The sequence below is a fragment of the Vibrio sp. 10N.222.46.A1 genome, from assembly GCF_041473595.1.
Taxonomy (GTDB): domain Bacteria; phylum Pseudomonadota; class Gammaproteobacteria; order Enterobacterales; family Vibrionaceae; genus Vibrio; species Vibrio tasmaniensis_A.
Window position 1 is genome coordinate 1 of sequence record NZ_JBFRSN010000789.1, and the last position, 2521, is coordinate 2521.

Consider the following 2521-nt stretch of genomic DNA (forward strand, 5'->3'; position numbering starts at 1 on the left):
ATTGTATACATCAGGGACGACGGGCAAGCCAAAAGGCGTGGTACGTGACAATGGTGGTCACGCGGTCGCCATGAAATACTCGATGAGCACTATCTACGATATGCCGCAAGATGGCGTGTTTTGGGCGGCTTCTGATGTCGGCTGGGTAGTGGGGCATTCCTACATTGTATATGCGCCATTGATTCATGGCTGCACGACCATTTTGTTTGAAGGCAAGCCAGTCAGAACGCCAGATCCCGGCGCATTCTGGCGTGTGTGTGAAGAATACAACGTCGATGTTTTGTTTTCTGCTCCAACGGCATTTAGAGCCATTAAGAAAGAAGATCCTGAAGGTGAGTTGCTCACCAAGTATGACTTATCATCACTCAAGTCGATTTTCATGGCTGGCGAGCGTTTGGACCCGCCAACATTGGATTGGGTTGAATCTCATACCAATAAACCGGTTATCGACCACTGGTGGCAAACGGAGACTGGTTGGGCTATTTCTGCTAATCCAACAGGGCTAGAGTCTTTGCCAGTGAAAGCAGGTTCTTCAACGAAACCTGTACCGGGTTATCAAGTGGAGATCCTCAATGAACTAGGTGAGGTCGCCCAGCCTAATCAACAAGGATTTGTGGCTCTTAAACGCCCATTGCCACCAGGTTGTCTACCGACGGTTTGGCGCAATCATGATCGATTTGAATCTGGCTATCTGAGTCAGTTCCCGGGCTATTATGTTTCTGGTGACGGTGGTTATCTCGATGATGATGGTTACCTATTTATCATGGGGCGTATTGATGATGTGATTAATGTCGCAGGACATCGATTGTCTACTGGTGAAATGGAAGAGATCGTTGGCGGTCACCCAGCCATTGCTGAATGTGCTGTTGTGGGTATTCACGATGATTTGAAGGGGCAATTGCCACTGGGTTTAGTTGTGCTAAAAGATGGCGTGAAAGTAGATAGCATTGAACTGCAAGCTGAGCTAGTGGGTAAGGTTCGTAACGAGATTGGTGCGGTTGCATGTTTTAAGCAAGCCTTGGTGGTTGAGAGGCTGCCTAAGACGCGCTCAGGTAAGATCTTGCGTAGAACTATTCGACAGATAGCCGAAGGTGAGCAATATGTGGTGCCTTCAACTATTGATGATCCAACAAGCTTAACGGAAATTGCAGAAAAGCTCGGTAGATGAACTTTGAAGATTAGTTAATCTCTATTTGGTGCGTTTATAAACGCATAGCCAAACGTGATGGTTTACCTAAACTCTACTTTATTCATCCGCTTACCCATTGCGCTTAATATGACCTCATTATGAATCCCACATATTGAGGTCTTTTTATGCGAGCCTACCTTTTACTCATAACTTTACTTGTTAGTGGTGCTGCTAATGCTGCCATTTCAAAGAATGATATCAGCAGAACGTTGTTAGAACCCTTGAGTCATCCTAAGGTATTTAAATGCGTATCTAAGACTGGTGTCGATTTGTATCAAGCGGTTTTTGATATTGGCGTAGGGTACGAAGCTGATCCTATTAACTCGAAGATGATCGTTAATTCAAGGAAAGGTCGCTACGAATATCAAATCTTAGGCGCGGTAAGGTCTGAAAGAGCCGGTGAAATTGTCGTGTTGACTCGTCATGTGGGAGACGGTGTTAAAGTTGCCGCTATGATTAATGACGAAAATGGCAAGATACTGGGGATCGGCGATAAAAATCATTATCGAGATTGCGGTGTTAGGCCACCACCTAGTGCAGATAATATGCAAAACTTTTGGTCCAAAGGCTAAGAGCGACATCTGAAAGAGAATAATTATAGAGAAAGAGCGATTGAGGCGACCTAATTGGTCGCCTTTTTTGTTTGTCAGGCTAAGGCGAGCTCAAAGATATATATCAACAAGCACTTATGCGATGGTTGAATGATATATAACTGAACATGATGTATCGTCTAAACGTGGCTTTATTTATCTCATTAACGGTTCTGCTTAAGATGGCTCTACTCCAAACGAAGAACTAAGCGAGACTCCTATGAAATTCACTAAACCTTTTCTTTTAGCGACACTGATTGTGACTCTTTCTGGTTGCGCATCACCAGCAATGGATAACGAAAATGAGAATGCTGCACGTAATCGTGGTGCTGTGGGTGGTGCTTTATTAGGAGCGACAGCAGGCACTCTAACTGGAGATGCGAGTTTAGCCGTAAAGGGCGCTGCATTAGGTGGCGTGACCGGTGGCGTTGCGGGTTCAATGAAAGATACGGACGATGCAAGAAACGCACAACGAACCCAAGTTACTGCTGACGGTCTAGCGCAAGACAATCGCACCGATGCAGAAAAACGAGTTGCTGAAGTTGAGGCTGAAATTAAGCTTATTGAATTGGAACAACAACTTGCTGATCTCAAAGAAGAGAAAGAAGATAACGGTGCATAAATCTGAAGCTACAGCAAAAGCCATAGCTTCTATATTCGTTTAATTCAAAATCATTCAAACAGAATGGCCACGTAATGTGGCCGTTTTTGTATCTAAAATACACACTTCAAACAATGAATT

Annotated in this window: 3 protein-coding genes; all 3 read left to right on the forward strand. The window is 44.4% G+C overall.

Features of this window, described 5'->3' with window-relative positions:
• Positions 1-1168 (forward strand): AMP-binding protein (locus tag AB4496_RS20145; protein ID WP_372131743.1); only part of this gene is annotated, 1168 nt, incomplete at its 5' end.
• A 146-nt stretch (positions 1169-1314) separates the two neighbouring features.
• A complete protein-coding gene (locus AB4496_RS20150; RefSeq protein WP_102257281.1) occupies positions 1315-1761 on the forward strand; it encodes a hypothetical protein in 447 nt (148 codons plus the stop codon).
• Between the two features lie 238 nt (positions 1762-1999).
• On the forward strand, positions 2000-2401 hold the full coding sequence (locus AB4496_RS20155; protein WP_102257280.1) for a glycine zipper domain-containing protein: 402 nt from the start codon (positions 2000-2002) through the stop codon (positions 2399-2401).
• Positions 2402-2521: the final 120 nt, after the last annotated feature.